This window comes from Pseudomonas sp. TH39(2020), from assembly GCF_016650715.1.
GTDB lineage: Bacteria > Pseudomonadota > Gammaproteobacteria > Pseudomonadales > Pseudomonadaceae > Aquipseudomonas > Aquipseudomonas mandelii_C.
On the sequence record NZ_JAEKFF010000007.1, the window covers coordinates 112,964 to 130,460 of the forward strand.

General features: G+C 60.3%; 16 protein-coding genes. 7 read left to right on the forward strand and 9 right to left on the reverse strand.

The genetic code is table 11. The features are described from left to right. Nucleotides 1-204: 204 nt before the first annotated feature. The 5 genes from JFU47_RS20885 to exaC all read right to left on the reverse strand — a co-directional run bounded on the left by JFU47_RS20885 (nt 205) and on the right by exaC (nt 6,399). A complete protein-coding gene (locus tag JFU47_RS20885; protein ID WP_201185396.1) occupies nt 205-666 on the reverse strand; it encodes a GNAT family N-acetyltransferase in 462 nt (153 codons plus the stop codon). Between the two features lie 118 nt (nt 667-784). Beyond that, the gene (eutC, locus tag JFU47_RS20890; RefSeq protein ID WP_170206213.1) at nt 785-1,609 is read right to left on the reverse strand and encodes an ethanolamine ammonia-lyase subunit EutC; all 825 of its coding nucleotides are present in this window, start codon (nt 1,607-1,609) and stop codon (nt 785-787) included. 8 nt (nt 1,610-1,617) lie between these two features. Further along, nucleotides 1,618-3,012: an ethanolamine ammonia-lyase subunit EutB gene (locus tag JFU47_RS20895; RefSeq protein WP_201185398.1), complete on the reverse strand. Its 1,395-nt coding sequence runs from the start codon at nt 3,010-3,012 to the stop codon at nt 1,618-1,620. Between the two features lie 230 nt (nt 3,013-3,242). Beyond that, a complete protein-coding gene (gene eat, locus JFU47_RS20900) occupies nt 3,243-4,613 on the reverse strand; it encodes an ethanolamine permease (RefSeq protein WP_123367675.1) in 1,371 nt (456 codons plus the stop codon). A gap of 265 nt (nt 4,614-4,878) precedes the next feature. Then, nucleotides 4,879-6,399: an acetaldehyde dehydrogenase ExaC gene (gene exaC / locus JFU47_RS20905; protein WP_201185400.1), complete on the reverse strand. Its 1,521-nt coding sequence runs from the start codon at nt 6,397-6,399 to the stop codon at nt 4,879-4,881. A 382-nt stretch (nt 6,400-6,781) separates the two neighbouring features. Between exaC and JFU47_RS20910 the strand changes: the two genes are divergently transcribed. From JFU47_RS20910 to JFU47_RS20925, 4 genes are all read left to right on the forward strand, one after another. Continuing rightward, nucleotides 6,782-8,695 carry a sigma-54-dependent Fis family transcriptional regulator gene (locus JFU47_RS20910; RefSeq protein WP_201185402.1) on the forward strand — a complete coding sequence of 638 codons (1,914 nt, stop codon included), beginning with the start codon at nt 6,782-6,784 and terminating at the stop codon, nt 8,693-8,695. Nucleotides 8,696-8,963: 268 nt separating this feature from the next. Continuing rightward, complete coding sequence (mpl, locus tag JFU47_RS20915; RefSeq protein WP_201185404.1) at nt 8,964-10,313, forward strand: UDP-N-acetylmuramate:L-alanyl-gamma-D-glutamyl-meso-diaminopimelate ligase; 1,350 nt, start codon at nt 8,964-8,966, stop codon at nt 10,311-10,313. Further along, nucleotides 10,310-10,942, forward strand: a complete 633-nt coding sequence (gene ubiX, locus JFU47_RS20920; RefSeq protein WP_046048695.1) for a flavin prenyltransferase UbiX — start codon at nt 10,310-10,312, stop codon at nt 10,940-10,942. Before mpl ends, ubiX begins: the two co-directional genes overlap by 4 nt. Next, nucleotides 10,935-11,219 (forward strand): YceK/YidQ family lipoprotein, encoded by a 285-nt coding sequence (locus JFU47_RS20925; protein ID WP_046055560.1) that lies wholly within the window; start codon nt 10,935-10,937, stop codon nt 11,217-11,219. Before ubiX ends, JFU47_RS20925 begins: the two co-directional genes overlap by 8 nt. A gap of 62 nt (nt 11,220-11,281) precedes the next feature. Here JFU47_RS20925 and JFU47_RS20930 read toward each other — a convergent pair whose 3' ends face one another. The 3 genes from JFU47_RS20930 to JFU47_RS20940 form a co-directional block, all read right to left on the reverse strand. Beyond that, the gene (locus JFU47_RS20930; RefSeq protein WP_123367683.1) at nt 11,282-11,923 is read right to left on the reverse strand and encodes an oxidoreductase; all 642 of its coding nucleotides are present in this window, start codon (nt 11,921-11,923) and stop codon (nt 11,282-11,284) included. A gap of 27 nt (nt 11,924-11,950) precedes the next feature. Next, complete coding sequence (locus JFU47_RS20935) at nt 11,951-13,669, reverse strand: C13 family peptidase (protein WP_201185406.1); 1,719 nt, start codon at nt 13,667-13,669, stop codon at nt 11,951-11,953. Between the two features lie 112 nt (nt 13,670-13,781). After that, nucleotides 13,782-14,237: a MaoC family dehydratase gene (locus tag JFU47_RS20940; RefSeq protein WP_123367685.1), complete on the reverse strand. Its 456-nt coding sequence runs from the start codon at nt 14,235-14,237 to the stop codon at nt 13,782-13,784. 195 nt (nt 14,238-14,432) lie between these two features. Here JFU47_RS20940 and JFU47_RS20945 point away from each other — a divergent pair, with 195 nt between their 5' ends. Genes JFU47_RS20945 through JFU47_RS20955 form a run of 3 tightly spaced genes read left to right on the forward strand, consistent with a single transcriptional unit; the run spans nt 14,433 to nt 16,109 of the window. Then, entirely contained in the window at nt 14,433-14,795 is a 363-nt protein-coding gene (locus JFU47_RS20945; RefSeq protein ID WP_201185408.1) for a CidA/LrgA family protein, read from the forward strand. After that, complete coding sequence (locus JFU47_RS20950; RefSeq protein ID WP_201185410.1) at nt 14,792-15,508, forward strand: LrgB family protein; 717 nt, start codon at nt 14,792-14,794, stop codon at nt 15,506-15,508. Before JFU47_RS20945 ends, JFU47_RS20950 begins: the two co-directional genes overlap by 4 nt. A gap of 10 nt (nt 15,509-15,518) precedes the next feature. Next, nucleotides 15,519-16,109 carry an LON peptidase substrate-binding domain-containing protein gene (locus JFU47_RS20955; RefSeq protein WP_008152802.1) on the forward strand — a complete coding sequence of 197 codons (591 nt, stop codon included), beginning with the start codon at nt 15,519-15,521 and terminating at the stop codon, nt 16,107-16,109. Here the strand turns inward: JFU47_RS20955 and JFU47_RS20960 are convergent, their stop codons facing one another. Further along, nucleotides 16,110-17,426 (reverse strand): bifunctional DedA family/phosphatase PAP2 family protein, encoded by a 1,317-nt coding sequence (locus JFU47_RS20960; RefSeq protein ID WP_123367689.1) that lies wholly within the window; start codon nt 17,424-17,426, stop codon nt 16,110-16,112. Nucleotides 17,427-17,497: the final 71 nt, after the last annotated feature.

Genomic DNA, 17,497 nt, shown 5'->3' on the forward strand with positions numbered 1-17,497 from the left:
GACGGCCCGACTCGGCAGGCCTGTGCGGATGACTTCGCGAAAGCCTACAGACGGGTGTAGTTTTTCTTACGAGCCGGAAAGGTCCGCATTATACGAGCTGAGAGGTGAAAAGCTCGTTGAGTTTGTAGCGAGGAATTTCGGAACGCAGTGAGAAGACAATCGCAGCCACAGGGCCTTACCCATAAGGGCTGCGATCTTTTCGGCTTACAGCTCGTCGCTGATCGGCAACACGTAGTTCTTGAACTCGGTGTCTTCCTTGAATCCGATGGATTCGTAGGTTTTGCGCGCGACTTCGTTATTGGTGCTGGTGGAAACGCGCATGCGTACCGCGTTGGTTTCCTTGGCCATTTTTTTCGCGGTGCGGATGAGATTGTCGGCGACCAACTGGCGGCGGGCCTCTTCGGCGACGTAGATGTCGTTGAGGATCCACACACGCTTCAGCGAAAGGGACGAAAAGCTCGGATACAACTGACAGAAACCCATCAGTTTGTTGCTGTCGTCATCGGCCAGGGCCAGGTAGATCACCGACTCCTTGCGACGCAGGCGCTTTTCAAGGAACGCCCGGGACGAGTCCGGATAAGCCAGGGAGCCATAAAACTCGCGATATTTGACGAACAACGGGGTCAACAGGTCCAGGTGTTCGAGGGTCGCTTGAATAATCCGCATGGTAGGTCTCGTCTTCAAGTGGCTGTCTTCACGTACTGTGACGGCGAACGGTTCTCACTCGGGCAGCCGTGTTTCGATCCTGCCTGAAACTGAATCAGAAACGCAATGCGGAAACGGTTCAGGCATCCGGCAGACTCAGTAGGAAATTACCTTTCATGTCCGCTCCTGCGTCCGACTCCAGTGTCAGAACCTGGGCTTCGTCCTTCAGATTGACCCCTGACAACTGCCGCCGACAGGCCTCGCGCATCAAATACAGCAAACGGTGTGCCGCCATGCCGTAACTCAGGCCTTCGAGTCGGACGTTGGAGATGCAGTTGCGATAGGCATCCGTCAGCCCGACCTTTGGATTGTAGGTGAAATACAGCCCCAGGCTGTCCGGGGAACTGAGGCCAGGGCGCTCGCCGATCAGGATGACCACCATTTTCGCACCCAGCAGCTCACCGATCTCGTCGGCTACGGCGACCCGGCCCTGTTCCACCAGAATGACCGGTGAGACGGACCAGCCGTCATTCACAATCTGATCTTCCATCCGCGTCAGAAACGGCAGGGTATGGCGATGAACGGCCAGGGCCGACAACCCATCGGCAACGACAATTGCCAGATCGACACCGCCAGGATTGGCCAATGCGTAATCGCGCAGTGTCTGAGCCGACTCATCATTGAGCTTTCGCCCCAAATCGGGGCGTTGCAAATAACTGTTCCGGTCCGTAGCGGCGCTGTGTAGCAGCAAACTGGCACGCCCGCGTTCAGCCAGTTGTGAGCTGAGCCCCGTATGGTCGAACGGCAAGTGCACCGCATCCCGTGCCTGAGCGTGGGCGTACTGGAAATCCAGCTGCGCGCTGGTCGGCATGCTGGTGCCGGTTCTACCCAAAGCGATCCGTGCCGGTGTCAGGCGACGCAGTTCCAGTAACGGGTTCTCTGGATCAGCAGGTGGTTTATCCATTTCAACACTCATCCCAGTTGCCACATCGCTTGGCGGAAGGCCGGTGGCAGGCTGTCGCCGAAGTGAATCTTGCCGTCTGCCTGGGTGAAAATGCCCATTCTCGCCAGCCATTGTTCGAATTCCGGCGCAGGTTTCAGGCCCAGCGTCTGGCGGGCGTAAAGCGCGTCGTGGAACGACGTGGTCTGGTAGTTGAGCATGATGTCGTCGGAGCCGGGGATGCCCATGATGAAGTTGATCCCGGCCACGCCCAACAGGGTCAGCAGGGTGTCCATATCGTCCTGGTCGGCTTCGGCGTGGTTGGTGTAACAGATGTCGCAACCCATGGGCACGCCCAGGAGCTTGCCGCAGAAGTGGTCTTCGAGGCCGGCGCGGATGATCTGTTTACCGTTGTAGAGGTATTCCGGGCCGATGAATCCTACGACGGTGTTCACCAGGAACGGTTTGAAATGTCGCGCAACGGCGTAGGCGCGGGTTTCGCAGGTCTGTTGATCGATGCCGTGGTGGGCGTTGGCTGACAAAGCGCTGCCCTGACCGGTTTCGAAATACATCAGGTTCTGCCCCAGCGTGCCGCGATTCAGGCTCAAACCGGCGTCGTAGCCTTCTTGCAACACGTTCAGGTTGATACCAAAACTGGCGTTCGCCGCTTCGGTGCCGGCGATCGACTGGAACACCAGGTCCAGTGGAACACCGCGATTGATCGCCTCGATGGAGGTCGTGACGTGGGTCAGCACGCAAGCCTGGGTCGGAATCTCGTAGCGCTGGATGATCGCGTCGAGCATTTCCAGCATGGCGCAGATCGAGGCGATGCTATCGGTGGCCGGGTTGATGCCGATCATCGCGTCACCGTTACCGTACAGCAGGCCGTCGAGAATGCTCGCGGCGATACCGGCCGGTTCGTCGGTGGGGTGGTTGGGTTGCAGGCGGGTGGATAGCCGGCCGCGCAGGCCCATCGTGCCGCGGAACTGGGTGACCACGCGGATTTTCTGCGCGACCAGCACCAGATCCTGCACGCGCATGATCTTCGACACGGCGGCGGCCATTTCCGGGGTCAGGCCTGGCGCGAGGGCGCGCAGGCTCTGTTCGTCGGCCGCATCGCTGAGCAACCAGTCGCGAAAGCCGCCGACGGTGAGGTGGCTGACGGCGGCGAAGGCTTGTTTGTCGTGAGTGTCGATGATCAGTCGGGTGACTTCATCGGACTCATAAGGAATGAGTACTTCTTGCAGGAAGTGGCTGAGCGGGATGTTGGCGAGGGCCATCTGCGCGGCCACACGCTCGCCATCGTTGAGGGCGGCGACGCCGGCGAGAAAGTCCCCGGAGCGCGCCGGACTGGCCTTGGCCATGACGTCCTTGAGACTCTCGAAGCGATAGGTCTGGGCGCCGACGGAATGGGCAAATGCGGCCATGGGACGGGGTCCTCCTGATTCTATAAACAACTCAAATACACCACCGAACCCTGTGGGAGCGAGCTTGCTCCGGGCGGCGTTCCGACGATGGCGGTCTTACATCCGACAAATATGCTGAATGACACACCGCTATCGTCGGAACGCCGCCCGGAGCAAGCTCGCTCCCACAGGGGATTGTTGTGCACTTCAATATGGCAGGCGCCGGGCAACAGGCCCGGCGCCGGTGCAACTCAGACGCCTTCGAGCATCGCATCCGCCGGCGCGTCGAAGCGCTGTTTGGCGGTCAATTGGAAATACAAGTAACCGACCGCCATGAAGCCGAGGAACACGCACCCGATCAGCGTATTGAACCAGGCCATCGCCACCAGGCACACCACCGCCAGAAACAGCGCAATCCCCGGCACGATCGGATAGCCCGGCGCGCGGAAGGTGCGCTCAAGGTTCGGCTCGGTTTTACGCAGTTTGAACAGGCTCAGCATACTGATGATGTACATCACGATGGCACCGAATACCGACATGGTGATCATTGCTGCCGTCAGGGTCATGCCTTGCAGGTTGACCAGACCGTCGCTGTAGATCGCCGCGATGCCGATCACGCCGCCGGCCAGGATCGCCCGGTGCGGAGTCTGGAAACGCGAGAGCTTGGCCAGACTGCGAGGCAGGTAACCGGCCCGGGCCAGCGCAAAGAACTGCCGCGAGTAGCCGAGAATGATCCCGTGGAAACTCGCCACCAGACCGAACAGGCCGATCCACACCAGCATGTGCATCCAGCTCGAATTGTTGCCGACTACGGCTTTCATTGCCTGAGGCAACGGATCGTTGATGTTCGACAGTTGACGCCAGTCGCCAACGCCGCCCGCCATCACCATTACGCCGATGGCCAGGAACACCAGGGTCAGAATGCCACTGACATAAGCCCTGGGAATCGTACGTTTCGGGTCCTTGGCTTCTTCGGCCGCCATCGCCGCGCCTTCAATCGCAAGGAAAAACCAGATCGCGAAGGGAATCGCCGCAAAGATGCCGGGAATCGAGCCCATGGTGAACTCGTTGGCGCCCGACCAGCCGTTAAGCGCGAAATTACTGAAGCTGAAGCCCGGCGCAACGACGCCCATGAACACCAGCAACTCGGCAACCGCCAGCACGGTGACTACCAGTTCAAACGTCGCGGCGATGCTGACGCCGAGGATATTCAAGCCCATGAACACGAAATAGGCACCAACGGCGGCGATCTTGGGGTCCAGTTCCGGGTATTGCACGTTGAGATAGGCGCCGATGGCCATGGCAATCGCCGGGGGCGCAAAGACGAACTCAATCAGGGTGGCGATGCCGGCGATCAGTCCGCCTTTCTCACCGAAGGCCCGCCGGCTGTAGGCAAACGGCCCGCCCGCGTGGGGAATCGCGGTAGTCAATTCGGTGAAGCTGAAGATGAAACAGGTGTACATCGTCGCCACCATTAACGCGGTGACGAGGAACCCCAGGGTCCCTGCGGTGCCCCAGCCGTAACTCCAGCCGAAATACTCGCCGGAAATCACCAGGCCGACGGCAATGCCCCATAAATGCAGGGTGCCGAGTGTGGGTTTGAGCTGTGTAGTAGAAGTCATAAGTCCTCGCTGTCTTTATTATTTTTTGATCTGTTGGACTTTCGGGTACGACGTTTTCGTGTAAAGCGGGCACGCAAAGCCCGTGCCAGAGCGGCAGGGCGATGTTTGGTGTGTCATTGAGGACGCCATCGCGAGCAGGCTCGCTCCCACAGAGTTAGGTAGTGAATCCACTTTTGGGGGCTGACCCAAATTCAATGTGGGAGCGAGCCTGCTCGCGATGGCCATCTGAAGGGCGACGCAGAGACATCTGCATCGCCCACGCTTTTTAGAAGAAGCCCAACGGATTGATGTCGTAGCTCACCAGCAGGTTTTTGGTCTGCTGATAGTGATCGAGCATCATCTTGTGGGTTTCACGACCGACGCCGGACTTCTTGTAGCCACCGAACGCGGCGTGCGCCGGGTACAGGTGATAGCAGTTGGTCCACACACGACCGGCCTTGATGGCGCGGCCCATGCGGTAGGCGCGGTTGATGTCGCGGGTCCAGAGGCCGGCACCCAGGCCGAACTCGGTGTCGTTGGCAATGGCCAGGGCTTCAGCTTCGTCCTTGAAGGTGGTGATGCTCACCACCGGGCCAAAGATTTCTTCCTGGAACACGCGCATTTTGTTGGTGCCCTTGAGCAGGGTCGGCTGGATGTAATACCCGGTCGACAGATTGCCCTCGAGTTTTTCCACCTTGCCGCCGGTCAACAGCTCGGCGCCTTCGCCCTTGGCGATTTCCAGGTACGAAAGGATTTTGTCGAATTGCTGCTCGGACGCCTGGGCGCCGACCATGGTGTCGGTGTCCAGCGGGTCGCCACGTTTGATCGACAGGACTTTCTTCATCACGACTTTCATGAAGTCGTCGTAGATCGACTCTTGCACCAAGGCGCGGGATGGGCAGGTGCAGACTTCGCCCTGATTGAAGAACGCCAGCACCAGGCCTTCGGCGGCTTTTTCAATGAAGCTTGGCTCGGCCTTCATGATGTCTTCGAAGAAGATGTTCGGCGATTTGCCTCCCAGCTCCACGGTGGACGGAATGATGTTTTCGGCGGCGCATTTCATGATGTGTGAGCCGACCGGGGTCGAGCCGGTGAAGGCGATCTTGGCGATGCGTTTGCTGGTGGCCAGCGCTTCGCCGGCTTCTTTGCCGAAGCCTTGCACCACGTTCAGCACGCCCGGCGGCAGCAGGTCGCCGATCAGCTCCATCAGCACAGTAATGCCCAGCGGCGTTTGCTCGGCAGGCTTGAGCACCACGCAGTTACCGGCCGCCAGGGCCGGGGCGAGTTTCCAGGCGGCCATCAGGATCGGGAAGTTCCACGGAATGATCTGCCCGACCACGCCCAGTGGTTCATGGATGTGATAGGCCACGGTGTTGCCATCGATCTCGGCGGCGCTGCCTTCCTGGGCGCGGATGCAACCGGCGAAGTAGCGGAAATGGTCGGCCGCCAGCGGGATGTCGGCGTTGAGGGTTTCACGCACGGCTTTGCCGTTGTCCCAGGATTCGGTGATCGCCAGGACTTCGAGGTTCTGTTCGATGCGGTCGGCGATTTTCAGCAGCACCAGCGAGCGAGCCTGGGCGGACGTGGCGCCCCAGGCATCGGCGGCCGCGTGGGCAGCGTCCAGGGCCTTTTCGATGTCTTCGGCCGTGGAGCGGGGGAATTCGGCAATCGGTTGGCCATTCACTGGCGAGGTATTGGTGAAGTACTGACCTTTAACAGGCGCGACGAACTCGCCGCCGATGTAGTTACCGTATTTGCTCTTGAACGAAACGATAGCGCCTTCAGTACCGGGGTGAGCGTAACGCATGGTGATTTCTCCTTGGCTTTTGTGCTTATAAGGGAGAGCGCATGTGCGCCTGCTATAAGCGTAGAGCAAAGGTCGGGCCACTGCCTTGCAGGTCAGGCAAATCAAGGCTTTACGCGGTTTTTGTCGGACCGGCGGACTCCATCTGTGACGGTTTCGGTACGGTCCCCGTGACACTTTGTACCGCTTCTGGCACAACGTGTGACGGGTCGGTCTCGCCAGCATTGCAAAGCATGGATGGCTGGAGGATGCTCGGTGCCTGTGATGGACCGTAGGAGCTGCCAAAGGCTGCGATCTTTTGATCTCGAACCATCAAAGTCAAAAGATCGCAGCCTTCGGCAGCTCCTACAGGGCCGTGTACACCTTTCGGGGAGAACAATAAGAAATGCACGACAACCATTTGAGTCGCCATGCCCAGCAGGTCCTGACCGTTACTCAGGGAAAATCCCACCTGCACGGCCCCGGCAGCGACCCGTCGATCGCCCGTTCCTGGCTGCGCTGTCTTGAGGACTATCACCTCGACCCGGCCCTGACCATGGCCCCGACGGTGCTGGAACATGGCCGCGTCCTGGAAAGCCGCGAGCGCTTGCAGCAGGTGCTGCACATCGCCGGCAGCGAAATGACCAGCCTTCATCAGCAACTCTCCGGCGCCGGCCACGCGGTCCTGCTGACCGACGCCCGCGGCGTGATCCTCAATTGCGTCACCGCGCCTGCCGAGCGGAAGATTTTCGAACGCGCCGGCCTCTGGCTCGGTGCTGACTGGAGCGAAGCCTGCGAAGGCACCAACGGCATTGGCACCTGTCTGGTGGAACGTCAGTCGCTGACCATCCACCAGGACGAGCACTTTCGCGGCCGTCACACCGGCCTGACCTGCTCGGCGAGCCCAGTGTTCGACCCGCATGGCGAACTGCTGGCGGTGCTCGACGTGTCCTCGGCGCGTCACGAGGTCTCGCGTCAGAGCCAATTCCACACCATGGCCCTGGTCAATCTTTCGGCGAAGATGATCGAAAGCTGCTATTTCCTGCGCTACTTCGACAATCAGTGGTTGCTGCGTTTTCATCTTCAGGCCGAATCCGTTGGGCTGTTCAGCGAAGGGTTGCTGGCGTTTGACGGGGAAGGGCGGATCAGCGCGGTCAACCAGAGTGCGCTGAACCTGCTGGGGCATATTCGCGGTGGGTTGCTGGGCAAGCCGGTGGAGGCGTTTTTCGATTGCTCGCTGGATGAATTGCTCGGCCGCGCCAGCGTCAATGCCAGCGCCAGTTGGCCGTTGCGCACGCGCGACGGACGGAGCCTGTTTGCGGTGTTGCGCGGGCAGCCACGCAGCATTCCGGTGCCGGTGATTCAAAGTGCGGTGATCGCCGAACCTTCGCGCTTATCGGGCATTTGTCTGGGCGACACGGGGTTGCAGGAAGACTTCCGCAAATCCTTGCGCGTGTTCGAGCGGGACGTACCGCTACTGATCAACGGCGAAACCGGATCCGGCAAAGAAGCGTTTGCCAAAGCCGTCCATCAGGCCAGCCAGCGAGCAGAAAAAGCCTTCGTCGCCCTCAACTGCGCAGCCATCCCCGAAAGCCTGATCGAGAGCGAACTGTTTGGCTATCGCGGCGGCAGCTTTACCGGTGCGCGTAAGGAAGGCATGCGCGGCAAGTTGCAGCAGGCCGATGGCGGGACTCTGTTCCTCGATGAAATCGGCGACATGCCCCTGGCTTTGCAGACCCGGCTATTAAGGGTGCTGGAGGATCGTCAGGTAGTGCCGATCGGCGGCGAGCCGGAGTCGGTCAACGTACGGATCATCAGCGCCACTCACCGCAATCTGCTGGAGCGGGTGCAGGATGGCAGCTTCCGCGAGGATTTGTATTACCGGCTCAACGGGCTGGAAGTTGCACTGCCGGCGCTGCGTGATCGCTGTGATAAGTCTCAGTTGCTCGACTTTTTACTGGCCGAAGAGGCGGGCGGGGAAACCGTATTGATCGACGGTCCGGCACGCCAGGCGTTGCTGGCCTTCGCCTGGCCGGGGAACGTGCGGCAGTTGCGCAATGTGCTGCGCACGTTAGCTGCGTTGTGTGACGGTGGGCGGATCGGGCTGGAAGATTTGCCGGTGATGATTCGTCAGGCTCGACCGGTTCCGCTTGTTGCCGTTGAAGAGCCGTCGGAGCATCCGCTGGATGACGCTGAGCGGTTGGCGTTGCTGAATGCGCTGGAACAGACGCGCTGGCATATGACTCACACGGCTGAACAGTTGGGTGTCAGTCGTAACACCCTTTATAGAAAATTGCGTAAACATGGAATTGAGCGGTAGACCGATAGATCCAGCCCTCACCCTAACCCTCCCGAAACGTCGGACCGCCCGTAGGGAGAGGGGACTGACCGAGGTGTTTGGTCGGGATACGGCGACCTGAAACTCCGAGTCGAGCTCAGGTTTTGAACATCACCAAGATCGGCTCCCTTTCCCCCTCTCCCCTCTGGGGAGAGGGTTGGGGTGAGGGGTGGATCTTAAGCCTTCACCTAAAGAGTGCGAATTTTCCCACCCTACGCTAACCTGCGGCCATGTTTTACGAGGTCGACTAATGCACATTCATATTCTTGGTATCTGCGGCACTTTCATGGGTTCGATGGCGGTTCTGGCCAAAGAGCTGGGCCATCATGTGACGGGCTCCGATGCCAACGTCTATCCGCCGATGAGCACTCAGCTTGAGGCTCAGGGCATTGAGTTGACCCAAGGCTATGACCCGGCGCAGCTCGATCCGGCACCGGATCTGGTGGTGATCGGCAATGCCATGTCCCGCGGCAACCCGGCTGTCGAATACGTGCTGAACAAAGGCCTGCCGTACGTCTCCGGCCCGCAATGGCTGGCGGATCACGTGCTGCAAGGTCGCTGGGTGCTGGCCGTCGCCGGTACCCACGGCAAAACCACCACCAGCAGCATGCTCGCCTGGGTGCTGGAACACGCGGGCATGAGCCCGGGTTTCCTGATCGGCGGCGTGCCGCAAAACTTCTCGGTGTCCGCCCGCTTGGGTGACACACCGTTCTTCGTGATCGAAGCCGACGAGTACGACAGCGCGTTCTTCGACAAGCGCTCCAAGTTCGTTCATTACCGCCCGCGCACGGCGATCCTGAACAATCTGGAATACGATCACGCCGACATCTTCCCCGATCTGCCAGCCATCGAGCGGCAATTCCACCATTTGGTGCGGACCATCCCGAGCGAAGGCCTGGTGATCCATCCAACCACCGAGCCTGCGTTGCTGCGTGTGATCGAGATGGGTTGCTGGACCCCGGTGCAAACCACCGGTGCCGGCGGTCAGTGGCAGGTCAAACTGCTCAGCGAAGACGGTTCGAAATTTGAAGTGATGTTCGAAGGTGTCGCTCAAGGTGTGGTCGAGTGGGACATGACCGGCCAACACAACGTCGCCAACGCGTTGGCCACGTTGGCTGCGGCGCGCCACGTCGGTGTTGTGCCGTCCATGGGCATCGCTGCGTTGAGCGCATTCAAAAGCGTCAAGCGCCGGATGGAGAAAGTCGCCGACGTTCGCGGCATCACCATCTATGACGACTTCGCTCACCACCCGACGGCAATTGCGACGACCCTCGACGGTCTGCGCAAGCGCATCGGCGATGCACCGTTGATTGCGATCATCGAGCCGCGCTCCAACTCCATGAAGCTCGGTGCTCACCGCGACGGCTTGCCGGAGAGCGTGGTCGATGCCGATCAGGTGATCTGGTACGCGCCGGCCAACCTCGGTTGGGATCTGGGGGCTACTGCTGCGTTGTGTACGGTGCCGTCGATCGTCAGTGATTCGCTGGAAGGCATCATCGAGCGCGTGAAGAGCCAGGCCCAGCCCGGTACTCACGTGGTAATCATGAGCAACGGCGGCTTCGGCGGCCTGCACGGGAAACTCGCCGAGGCGCTGCAATGAACAACGGCCCGGAACGCATCACGCTGGCGATGACCGGCGCTTCGGGCGCCCAATATGGTTTGCGCCTGCTTGACTGCCTGATTCGTGAAGACCGCGAGGTGCACTTCATGATCTCCAAGGCTGCGCAACTGGTGATGGCCACCGAGACTGATGTTACGTTGCCGCCGAAAACCCAGATGATGCAGGCTTTCCTGACCGAATACACCGGTGCTGCCGCCGGACAGATTCGGGTGTATGGCAAGGAAGACTGGATGTCGCCAGTGGCTTCGGGCTCAGGCGCGCCGGCAGCGATGGTGGTGGTGCCGTGTTCCACGGGGACCTTGTCGGCCATCGCGACGGGAGCCTGCAACAACCTGATCGAGCGTGCTGCCGACGTCACCTTGAAGGAGCGTCGTCAGCTGATTCTGGTGCCGCGTGAGGCGCCGTATTCGAGCATCCATCTGGAGAACATGCTCAAGTTGTCGAACATGGGCGTGACGATTTTGCCGGCGTCGCCCGGTTTTTATCATCAGCCGCAAACCATCGACGACTTGATCGATTTTGTCGTGGCGCGAATTCTCAATCTGCTGAACATTCCCCAGGACATGCTGCCGCGTTGGGGCGAACACCATCTGACCAGCGATGAATAAACTGCTGGCGATTGTGCTGGCGCTGCAATTGGCTGGTTGCGCCACGGCGCGAACGCTTGATGCCGCCAAGCCCGGGGCTCCGGTGGTGTATTCGGGGACACGTCTGGATTTGTATGCCATGAACGGCGGCTGCTGCGCCATGGACCGCTTCGGCGCCGAAGCCCCGAGCTACCCCGGCGTCGACCTGCCGGCCAGTGCGTTGCTTGACACGCTGCTGTTGCCGCTGTCGGTGCTTACGGTGATCGGGGTAAGTTTTCAGGCGACGGGCGGGTTGTAGCGTTCGGCATTAAATCGGTGTCGCGCCCTTCGCGAGCAGGCGTCACTTCAGGCGCCGCAGAATTATTTACCTAGCTTGCGCAACTCATCCGACTCAACAATCCGCACCCCATCCTGCTCTTCCAGCGCCAGTCGCCACATGGCGCGGGCCAGTTGGCAGGCTTCGATGCCGCGGTATTTGCCGGGGATCAAGCGGGACAACGGCCCGGCGAATTGCTCGGCCGGACGCGGCTCAAGGCGATCGCCCAGCAGCAGCGAAGGGCGGCAAATAGTCAGTTGCGGCCAGTCCTGCGCGCGCAATGCGTGTTCCATCTCACCTTTGACCTTGTTGTAGAAAATCGAGGATCTTCGATCGGCCCCCAGGGCACTGATCACGATCAGGTGCCGTGCGCCCATCTCTCGGGCACGTTTGGCGAACGCTACCACCATGTCCAGGTCCACCGCGCGAAACGCTTGTTCCGAGCCGGCCTGTTTGATGGTAGTGCCAAGGCAGCAGTAGGCGATGTCGACGCGGCCATTCAATTGCGGCAGAAACACCGCAGGGTCACCGACCGGGTTTTCCAGATGGGGATGCTCGGCCAATGGCCGGCGTGAGGGCGCCAATACTCGTGAGATCGTGGGTTCATTGAGCAGGCGATCAAGTAAATGTTCACCGGTCAACCCGGTAGCTCCGGCAAGCAGTACGTGCTGAGGCGTCAAGTACATAGTGTTTCCCCCTTGATACTATTCAGCTTAGTTGCTCTTTGCATCCTTGTTGCTGATAGAGACACTTTGTAGTGCTTTTCGTGCCTGCTGTTTGCGTAACAGCTGCCAGTGAGAGAGAACGGTTTTGGGCGCCCAGATCTGCGGTTCAGAGGCTTCGAAGCTGTCCGCCAGCTCGCGTTCGGCGACGGTGGCCTTGGCCAGTTTGAAGGCTTGCTCCAGGTCGTCGGTCTGGTTCAGTGCCTGGGCGAACAGCGCATCGCCGAAGTAGGTGAAGTTGGCTTCTTCCGAGCAACCGAAGGACACGCGGTCAGCGCGCGCGGCGGTCATGATCAGGGTGCGTTCATCCTTGAGCGCCGGAATGAAACCACCGGAGTAGCAGGACGAAATCACGATGATCTTGTCGCGGTTTTTCAGCGGAGAGAGAACCGCGGCGAGTTCGTCGGCCGGCAGATCGGACAGTTCCATGCGCGGCTGGTCGAGCACCAGTTCGTGTTCGCTGGTGCCGTGGCTGGTCATGTAGATGAAGATCAAGTCTTCCGGGCCACTGCGTTCGGCCAGGGTGGCGGCGGCGCGGCGCAGGTTTTCCCGGGTGGCCATCGGCCGGTCGACGAGGTGGTCGCGATGGTTCACCAGGCGGATCTGGCCAAACGCACCAAAGCGGCTGCTGAACATGTTGCTGACGTAATCGGATTCGCGCAGGAACACGCTTTGCTTGCCGTCACCGCCGAGTGTCAGGGTGTACAACTCGACCGCCGGGGTCGAAGCCGGCACGCTGGACAGTGCATCGTTGAGCAAACGGCCCTGGGCCAGCAAACCGAGTTCCAGGCTGTCCGGCAGCAGCTTGCCATCGGCATCGCGAACACGCTGGCCATTGATCCACGTACCGCTTTGCACCGTGCCGTCAGTCAGCACCAGGGTGCCGTGCCCCGAGTAACTGTCACTGTCGAATTGACCAATGTAGAAGCTGCCGTCGGACAGGTTCAATCGACCTTGGCCGGTGAAGCGCCAGTCACTGAACTGGCCGATGTAATGGCTGCCGTCGGCGCCGATCAACTCGCCCTTGCCGTTCAGCGATCCTTCCTTGAATTGGCCGAGCCAGACATCACCGTCGGCGTTCTCGTAGCGGCCCTTGCCGTGCAGTTGGTTGTTCTTGAAGCCGCCGACATAGATATCGCCCTCGGCGCTGTTGAAAGTCCCGTTGCCTTCAAGTTGACCGTCGACGAAGTGCCCGGTGAACTGATTGCCGCTGGCGTCGCCACGTTGGCCTTCGCCGTTGGGTTTGCCGTGGGCGAACTGGCCCTGATACGAGCTGCCGTCTTCGAGTTCGAGACGACCGAGCCCTGAATATTGATCGGCCTTGAATTCACCGCGGTAGGTCATACCGTTTTCTTTGAGGGTGCCTTCGCCGTCCCGTCGACCGGCTTTGAAACTGCCGGTGAAGCTGCTGCCGCTGGTGGTCAGTGTGCCCTTGCCGTCGAACAGCCCTAGATTGAATCCCCCGCGATAGACTTCGCCGTTACTGCCGTGCCATTCGCCCTGGCCATGCCATTGGCCCTTGTCGAAATCGCCGGCGTACCAGCTGCCGTTCGGGTAATCGATACGGCCCTGGCCTTGCAGCAATCCGTTGACCAGTTCACCGCGATAGCGTCCGCCGTCCGGCAACCGGGCGTCGGGGGGCAACAGCGATTCGCCGTCGCCGCAAGCGGTGAGCAATAGGGTCAGAGCGAGGAGTGCAAGTGGGCGCATAGCGGGATCCGGGCAATTAGGCGACCGAGTATGCCGCAGCTGTTTGACCTTATATAGCCAGGAAACAGAAGAGGGCGCGAAACAGCGCGAGCTGCTTCGCATCCGGGATGGGTTACACGAAGCAGAGGGACAGTGGCTCGGCGATGTAGGCCGGTTTATCCGAGCCTTCGATCTCAAGCGTGGCGGTGGCTTTGAGTAGCCATTGGCCGGGCTTTTTCTCGATGACTTCGTTCATGTCGACCTTGAGTCGTACCCTGGAATTGACCTTCACTGGCTGGATGAAACGCACGGTATCCAGGCCGTAGTTGACCACCATCTTCGCCCCTTCAGGGAGGATCAGGATGTCTTCCATCAGTTTGGGGATCAGCGACAGCGACAGGAAACCGTGTGCAATGGTGCTGCCAAATGGCGTTTGCGCGGCTTTGACCGGGTCGACGTGGATGAACTGATAATCCCCTGTGGCTTCGGCGAACAGGTTGATGCGCTCCTGATCGATGGTGAGCCATTCGGAACGTCCGAGTTCCTTGCCGACATAATCTTTGAGCTCTGCAACTGGAACATAGGGCATTGAGACTCTCCTTGGGTTCATCGGTTTTATAGTTTTGAGGTGGGGGGATTTGACCTCCCGGATTACCACTTTAGATCAACATGGCAAATGGCTCCGGTCAACTGACCATGATTTTGGCGAATGCCGGTCTATAGCGTTGGCGTGCTTATAATGCTCGGCCCGCTTGTGCGGGATGATATTGGCGGGAGAAGACGGATGTTGTTACGTGGCCTGACCTGGCTGGTGCTGTTCCAATTGCTGGGCACAGCCATCAACCATTTGTTTTTACCGATACTGCCGGGACCGATTGTTGGCCTGCTGTTACTGCTGGTGTTCCTGATCAGTCGTGGCCAGGTCGGCGAACCGCTGAACCTCGCGGCCAGCAGTCTGCTGCGTTACCTGCCGTTGTTGCTGGTGCCGCCCGCCGTGGGTGTGATGGTTTACGCCAAAGACATTGCCGCGGATTTCTGGGCCATCGTCGGCGCGCTGGTGTTGTCACTGTTGCTGTCCCTGGCCTTCGCCGGCGTGCTGATGCAGCGCATGGTCAAGCGTCACGCTCATCGTGAGGATGGCCAATGATCTTCGACTGGAACGGCGCCTGGGCGTCGGTGATTCATCATCCGTTGTTTGGCATCGGTATTACGCTGGGGGCTTATCAGCTGGTGCTGGCGGCGTTCGAGAAAACCCGCTGGATCTTTCTGCAGCCGGTGCTGGTCTCGATGCTGCTGGTGATCGGTGTACTGGTGGGTTGCGGCCTGACCTATGCCGAGTACCGCAAGAGCACCGAGATCCTCAGCATCCTGCTCGGGCCTGCGACCGTGGCGCTGGCTGTGCCGCTGTACCTCAATCTGCGACGCATTCGGCAGTTGTTCTGGCCGATATTTACTACGCTGGTGATAGGTGGCGTCGTCGCCACCGGCATGGGTGTATTGCTGGGCTGGTCGTTTGGTGCCGAACACATGATCCTGATGACCATGGCGCCGAAGTCGGTGACTTCGCCGATTGCCATGCTGGTGGCAGAGCAGATCGGTGGTGTTGCGGCGCTGGCGGCAGTGTTCGTGTTGATTACCGGGGTGATCGGGGCGATCTTCGGACCGAGTCTTTTGACCCGGCTGGGTGTACACAGCCCTGAGGCGCGCGGTATGGCACTGGGCATGACCGCCCATGCGGTCGGCACGGCGGTGGCAATGCAGGAAAATGAAGAATGTGGCGCCTTCGCGGCGCTGGCGATGAGTCTGATGGGCGTGGCCACGGCAGTTTTCCTGCCGTTGGCGGTGTCAATGGTGGTGTAAGGAAATGTCTATGAGCTTGCCGCTTTTTCCGCTGAATACGGTGTTGTTTCCGGGTTGCATTCTCGATTTGCAGATCTTCGAGGCACGCTACCTGGACATGATCAGTCGCTGCATGAAACAGGGCGGCGGCTTCGGCGTGGTGTGCATCCTCGACGGCGAAGAAGTCGGCATCGCCCCGGCGGGCTACGCGCTGGTCGGGTGCGAGGCGCTGATCACTGATTTCAAACAGCAGGACAATGGCTTGCTGGGGATTCGGGTGCAGGGCGGACGGCGTTTCCACGTGTTGCGCACCGAGATTCAGCGCGATCAACTGACCGTCGCCGAGGTCGAGTGGCTGGAAGACGAGCCTGAGCAACCGCTACAGGACGAGGACGCCGACCTGGTTGCGCTGCTCAAAGCCTTGGCCGAACACCCGATGGTCGAAGCATTGAACATGGGTACCGAAGCAACCGGGCAGCAGTCGTTGGCCAATCAGTTGGCGTACCTGTTGCCGTTTGCCGAAGTGGACAAGATCGACCTGCTGCAACTCGATGATCCGCAGCAGCGACTGGATGCGATTCAGGCGCTGCTGGATGAGTTGCAGGGTGAGTTGTTTGCCTGATCAGTAGGCATACCGCAACATCGCATGCGGTAAGTGCCGCAACGCAAAGAACCCGAACAGCGCTACCATCGCCGGCAGCACCAGCCACCAGACCTTCGGTGGCATGGCGTTTAGCGGCGCCGGGCGCTGATTCAGCCACAAGCTCGCCGCACACACGCACGCCGCCAGCATCGCGCCGGCCAGCACATCCGTTGGCCAGTGCGCGCCCAGGTACACCCGCGACAGGGCAATCGCCAGTGCGGGCAAGCAACCCAATAGCAGCCAGGTCAGGCGCATGCGCGGCGGTTGTCCGCGGCCGGCCAGCACGGCCAGTGTCAGAAACAGCGCAAAAGAGCCCGAGGCGTGGCCGCTGGGCATGCTGTAGCTGGTCAGAGGATCGCTCAACACTTCCGGTCGTACGCGGGCGAAAAAGTGTTTGGTCACGGTGTTGCCCAGCGCGGTGCACAGCAGGGTGCTACCGGCGAAAATCGCCTGGCGCCATTGCCGGGTGAGCAACAGCAAACCCGTCAGCAGGGCGCTGAACACCAGCATGTTGCGGAACTCGCCGATCAACGTGAACGTCACCGCCACCTCATCGAGCAGCGGGCTGCGGTGCTCCTGGACCAGGGTCATCACGCCCTGATCGAGGGCGGCCAGGTGCGGGTAGCCGATAAACAGACCGGCCAAAATCAGGAAGCTCATTCCAGTAATCAGCATCGTCGCTTTGCGATGACGGCGCATGCTGCTGGTGATGCTCAAGCCCACCATGAGGGCGATGCTGCCGGCGACGATGCCGGCCTCAGGCCAGAATCCCTCCGGTAACGGCAAGCGAATTGCCGCCCCCGTGGCCCAGCCGGGCAGCAGGTACGCGACGCTCCAACCAGCGGCGGCCAGCAGGCTGACGGCGGCGAAGCGCGGGAAGGGCATGTCGAACATCCCGGCGACCATCGGCAACATCGGTCGCAGCGGACCGATGAAGCGCCCGACCAGCAGGCTGGCGATGCCGTAACGCTGGAAATATGCTTCGGCCCCGGCGATCCATTCCGGATGATGGCGCAGCCCCGGCAGGCGCCGGATGTTCTGATGGAAATGTCGTCCGATGAAGTACGAAACGATGTCCCCCAGCACACCGGCGAGAAACCCCAGCAGCAGCGTTTCACCCAACGACAGCGCGCCACTGCCGGCCAGTACCGCCACGGCGAACAGCAGCACCGTGCCGGGTACGATCAACCCGGCAATCGCCAGGCATTCCACAAAGGCCACTATGAACACCGCCGCGGCCAGCCATTGCGGGTTGACCGTCAACCAGCCGGTCACGCTATCGAGCCATGGGCCCATAAAAACAACTCCCTCTGATATTCACTAGTCCCATGGGACGAACGCAATCTGTAAAACACAACAGAACCCTT